Source organism: Candidatus Sororendozoicomonas aggregata (assembly GCF_031528575.1).
Taxonomy (GTDB): domain Bacteria; phylum Pseudomonadota; class Gammaproteobacteria; order Pseudomonadales; family Endozoicomonadaceae; genus Endonucleibacter; species Endonucleibacter aggregata.
Genome location: NZ_JAVLSP010000155.1, coordinates 1 through 4,735, shown reverse-complemented (window position 1 = coordinate 4,735; position 4,735 = coordinate 1). Strand labels below are relative to the sequence as shown.

The following is a 4,735-nucleotide window of genomic DNA, read 5'->3' as shown; positions in this document are numbered from 1 at the left end:
TAGCCCCACTATTATCCTCAGAAGCAGAAATTTTTATCCTCAATTTCTCGTAATCCTCGCTACGGGCGCTATTCTCGGTCAGGCTCCTAGGAGCCTGTCTGACTTGCGCTTTCTGGATTTCAGGCCGAAATTGTCTTAAGTCCGACAGGCTCCTGGGCAAATGTCTTAGCGGTTGCAATTTTATTGCATGAGGTAACCAGAATGAACAGAGTATTACTGACTAACGCAACTTTTATTTCCACTATTTCCGCTATTTCCACAATATTGCTGACAAACGCTGGTTTTGCTGATACCGAGTCACTCATTCTGAAAGTAAATTTACATAACAGAACCAATTATACATGTAAAACATCAAGCCCTAACCTTAGGCATGGTTTTTGGAATATGAGACCTCCCAAGTCGATACAAGCACATACAACTGATTATTGGATGGTGCAACAGAGTCATTTTTATGGTCCCGATGTAGCTGTAACACTTAAATGTGGTGATTACTCTTTTAGTGTAAGAAATCGACAAACTTTTTCTTTTGTCGGTGGGAATCAATATTGCAGTACTTATGGTGTGGATAAACACCTGAAGGTGACAAATAAACAGATTCAGCATGCAAAATACAGACATATACCTGGTATCGCAGACATCAGTGTTTCACTGAATGGAAGTCATCTTGAGCTTGAGTAAAAGGGGAAAGTGACTGCATTAAAAATGTATTTGATGCCCTAACGATTATAGTTTTATTGCATGAGGTCATGAGAATGGGCAGGGTATTACCGGCTATCGCAGCCTTTATTTCCATGATATTTCTTATAAACTCTGGCTTTACTCGTGCCAGCTCACAGTATTTGAGAGTAAACTTTTATAACAAAACCGATTATACATGCGAAATAACAAGTATTTGGCGCAGACATGGTATGTGGGATAAAGAGCCACATGAAAACCAGTTGATAGACAAGCATAAATCAATTTATTGGTCGGGGAAACAGTCAGGTTTCTATGGCCCAGATATGGCTTTAACACTTCAGTGTGGTGGTTACTATTTTAGCGTGAGAAATCGACAAAATTATACTTTTTTGGGAGGGGGGGAACAGCATTACAGTACTTATGATGTAGATAAGCATCTTAATGTTATAAACAAGCAGGCTAAGCATGCCTCTGTTCATCATGGTGCTCCCGGTATTGCCAATGTCACTGTTTCATTGAAAGGAAGTCACCCCGTGCTTGAATAAAGCTGGAAACAAACAACCGCATTAAAGATAAGACCTAATGCCACGAGTATGGTTCTGTTAAATACCTGGTACCCAAAAAGAGTTAATGCCTGCTTCATCAATTTCAACAATATCCTGTAGCTGACCTGCCTGATCACTCTCAAGTAGTTCCATAGTACTGCTTGAATTCTGGAAACGGACTTTGATGAAAATAGATGACGATGTTCATATTTTAACTGAGCAATAGTTTTTGTATAGCTAGTACTTTAATGAAATCACAGATATGCCTGTTATGCTATTATTGTTTAAAAATAAAGTAGAAATTATTAATACCACAAAGTATGATGACCATTAAGTAAATATATTTGATTGCCTTTGATTACGTATATATTGAAAATATGGCGAAGCTATGCGAAAACATCTGTTCTTTATTTTCTTTAAAACGACATTGGTCAGTTTTATTAATAACTCTAATTCTGACGTCACCGTATGATACGTTACAATCGCATATCCTATGCAATGTACATAGTCGTTAATGAGTTAATGAGTATTTTTTTCCTACTTGGATCAGATGTCTTAATTAAAAGGATGTCTTAATTAAAAGGATGTCTTAATCTTAAAAAGTTATTGTGTGAGATGGCCATGATGAACAGTGTATTATTGAGAGTCGCAACCTTCATTTTCACGATATTCCTTACAGAATCCAGTTTTGCTCAAGCCGACGGAACGTGTCTGAAAGTAGATTTTCACAACAATACCGATTTTACCTGCACAATAACAAACCACCATAACAGGCATGGTACTTGGGTCAAAGAACCACCTGAATCAGTTGCGGCACATGAATCGACTTATTGGGGGGGGTACAAGGTGGATTGTTTGAGGGGCCTGATATGGATGCAACATTTGAATGTGGTGGCTACTACGGTAGCGTGAGAAATCGACAACATGTTACTGTTTTTGAAGGTGGGAATCAATTTTTCAGTACATATGACGTAGATAAGCATCTGAAAATAACATACAAACAAACTCAGCATGCCTCTTTTTATAAGAAAAAACCCGGTATCGCAGACGTTACTGTTTCGTTTACTGGAAATAACCTTGAACTGAAATAAAGCAGGAAATAACTTACCAGGTGAGTGCGAGGCAACGGAGGCTACCAGCGTTTGCAGGTATTTCAACTTCCTGAAAGCCTAGTTGCTTCTGGAGAGCGGCTTTTCTCAGAGAAATATAGCCAAAGAGAATTTGTCCTATGCCCTTTCACCTTTCCAGCTCTGCTAAAAACTCACCCGACCTCAATCCGTTCACAAACTGAGCATTGCGGATCCTTATATGCCAAGCTTCGGACAAGCCGCTCTGCGTTCTGCCAATGCCCGTACACCTTTAGAAGCAGTCTTAAACGTCATGCTCCTACTGCGGCTACGATAAATGGGTCTGAAAAGTCGCTTTTGTTCTTCAAATAGTCCCGCTACTCTCCTCACAAAAGCGACTTTTTATCCTCCATTGCTTGCGGTCTTCGCTACGGGCAGACTTTTAAGACTGCTTCTGATGAAAAAAGCGATCTGTTTTTCGATTTTCAAAGCAGCCCGGTGGCACTGGGTAACGAAGAAAAGCCCAAAACACTGCTGGAAAACATCGGACAAAATTGATAATGGATTACCATCGTTTCAAAATACTCAACAATACCCGGTAAAATTTAGCGCTATGTCCTATGATGAGGAAGAATCAATACAAAACAACAGAGGCTACTAATGATTGGTCGTGTTTCTATTGCTTGAAAGTCTCATTGTATCTGGAGAGTAGCTTCTCTTGCCTGTTTCTTGCAGATGCAGCAACAAAATCAGAGAGATCCGTTCCCATGCCCTTTCATCGTTCCGCTTCTTTCCAAAACCTCGTTCAATCCCAATACGGTGACGAACTGGACAATGCGGCCCCTCAGAAGCTGAGCATGGCACAAGCCGCTCTCTGTTTTGCCAATATCCATACATCCCTAGGTTCCAGTAACTTGGGAGTTGGTCATTTGACTGCCATAAAGCCCTGGACACCCTGCCTCCCTGATCCAGATGTGATCAATTATATGCTCCTTTCATCACGACCGAAGAGAGCCAATTGCGGTTTAAAAGACTATGTCTCGGCAATTACAAAAAGTCAGGTGGGTAACTGTGGCGAAAAAAACATACTGGTTTGTTATTTTCTGTTACAACAAGCCACTCCAGTAAAATACCATCGTGTTTTCCTCTGGCCGGATGATCATGAATTTGTTGTATTAAGCCAGGAACCCAGTGAACAGGGGTTGTTCCCTGAAAATTTTAACGATTGGAATGATGATGCCGTGGTTATTGATCCTTGGATCGGTATCTGTGCATCCGCCCGACACTACCCTGAGCTCTGGCGCATGAAACTCGACACGATGGCTGCGGTGGGCATTGAGCTAAGAGCCCCTTGCTTTGAAAAAGGCAAATGGCTGAAGGCTAATGTATCATCTTGGAAAAACATGCTGGACAATAATCAAAAATATACTTTGAGAGCCCACCCTCTGAGTTCGCAATGCCCTTAGCATTTTTCCCCAAGCCCCCTGGGCTTCTAGAGGCTGTCGCGAAACGCTGAAATACACCCCGCACGTCATCCTGTACAGGGAATGTACAGGAACCACACGCTATGGAAGGCACGCTAACCGCACGCGTCATGGGGGTTTAGTGATTCACGTCCTTGTGGCATAGATCCCTTACAATCCCCGTACGGGATGATGACGGAGAAATTAAGCGTTTCGCGACACCCTCAAGAAGTACGGGGTTTTACGTGATTTCGATAAAACGAAACATTTCTTCTTTATTTATTCTATTTTCTTTCGATACCTTTCAAAAACTTAAAATTATTGATTTAAGTCAGTATTTGAAGCTTACTCAATCTTCTCTGAAAATGTTGACATTGCCGACTCTGAGTCCCTCTTGTCAGTAGCGACGCCCGCACAAATTATGCTTGAGCCAGGCGATGTAAAAAATCAGCTGAATCTTAGTATCGTGAACCCTGATTTGGCGCTCTATGAGGGTATTGATGCGGATCTACAGTCGTCCATGGCTGTCTAACAACTCCCAGCCTGTGGAAACCGTATTCAGGCTTAAAGGTAAATGGAACTTGGTGTCAACATTTTCGGACGCTTCAAGCGTTCCTGGCATTGAGGTAAATATTGATGAGGCAGGAAAAACTACCGTGGTCACCACAACCACTGTTAACGCCAGGCCGTTGCCATTAACGTTGCAAAGAGTTGATTCATCGGCATTGAGCGGTTGACCGCTTTTAACCTCTAACAGTCATGGTCAGTCTCAGAAACCAGGCAGGCGTTTCTGAGACTGAGAGAAACGAAAGTTACTCAACAGGCAGCCTGTGACTATTAGTCCGACAGGCTGCTGGTTTCAATGAACTTCAACCCATATATATTGTTATATTTTCAGGCTCCTAGGAGGCTGTCCGAGAATAGCGCCCGTAGCGAGGATGGCAGAAAATTGAGGATAAAAAGTTGGAAATTTTTAGTGAAT

The 4,735-nt window shown here is 41.8% G+C and carries 6 protein-coding genes; all 6 read left to right on the top strand.

Going from position 1 to position 4,735, the window contains the following annotated elements; genetic code table 11:
• Positions 1-201: 201 nt before the first annotated feature.
• Complete coding sequence (locus V4C51_RS17165; protein ID WP_330927401.1) at positions 202-678, top strand: hypothetical protein; 477 nt, start codon at positions 202-204, stop codon at positions 676-678.
• Between the two features lie 74 nt (positions 679-752).
• A complete protein-coding gene (locus tag V4C51_RS17160) occupies positions 753-1,223 on the top strand; it encodes a hypothetical protein (protein ID WP_330927400.1) in 471 nt (156 codons plus the stop codon).
• An 830-nt stretch (positions 1,224-2,053) separates the two neighbouring features.
• A complete protein-coding gene (locus V4C51_RS17155; RefSeq protein ID WP_330927399.1) occupies positions 2,054-2,314 on the top strand; it encodes a hypothetical protein in 261 nt (86 codons plus the stop codon).
• Positions 2,315-2,747: 433 nt separating this feature from the next.
• A complete protein-coding gene (locus V4C51_RS17150; RefSeq protein ID WP_330927398.1) occupies positions 2,748-2,951 on the top strand; it encodes a hypothetical protein in 204 nt (67 codons plus the stop codon).
• A 106-nt stretch (positions 2,952-3,057) separates the two neighbouring features.
• Positions 3,058-3,756, top strand: coding sequence for a hypothetical protein (locus V4C51_RS17145; RefSeq protein WP_330927397.1), 699 nt, complete (start codon positions 3,058-3,060; stop codon positions 3,754-3,756).
• A 497-nt stretch (positions 3,757-4,253) separates the two neighbouring features.
• Positions 4,254-4,490, top strand: a complete 237-nt coding sequence (locus V4C51_RS17140) for a hypothetical protein (protein WP_330927396.1) — start codon at positions 4,254-4,256, stop codon at positions 4,488-4,490.
• Positions 4,491-4,735 lie beyond the last annotated feature (245 nt).

What these genes read in the sequence shown, in the direction of transcription:
- V4C51_RS17165 (WP_330927401.1), top strand. Translation starts at nt 202, where the DNA reads ATGAACAGAGTATTACTGACTAACGCAACTTTTATTTCCACTATTTCC.
- V4C51_RS17160 (WP_330927400.1), top strand. Translation starts at nt 753, where the DNA reads ATGGGCAGGGTATTACCGGCTATCGCAGCCTTTATTTCCATGATATTT.
- V4C51_RS17150 (WP_330927398.1), top strand. Translation starts at nt 2,748, where the DNA reads ATGAAAAAAGCGATCTGTTTTTCGATTTTCAAAGCAGCCCGGTGGCAC.
- V4C51_RS17145 (WP_330927397.1), top strand. Translation starts at nt 3,058, where the DNA reads ATGCCCTTTCATCGTTCCGCTTCTTTCCAAAACCTCGTTCAATCCCAA.
- V4C51_RS17140 (WP_330927396.1), top strand. Translation starts at nt 4,254, where the DNA reads ATGCGGATCTACAGTCGTCCATGGCTGTCTAACAACTCCCAGCCTGTG.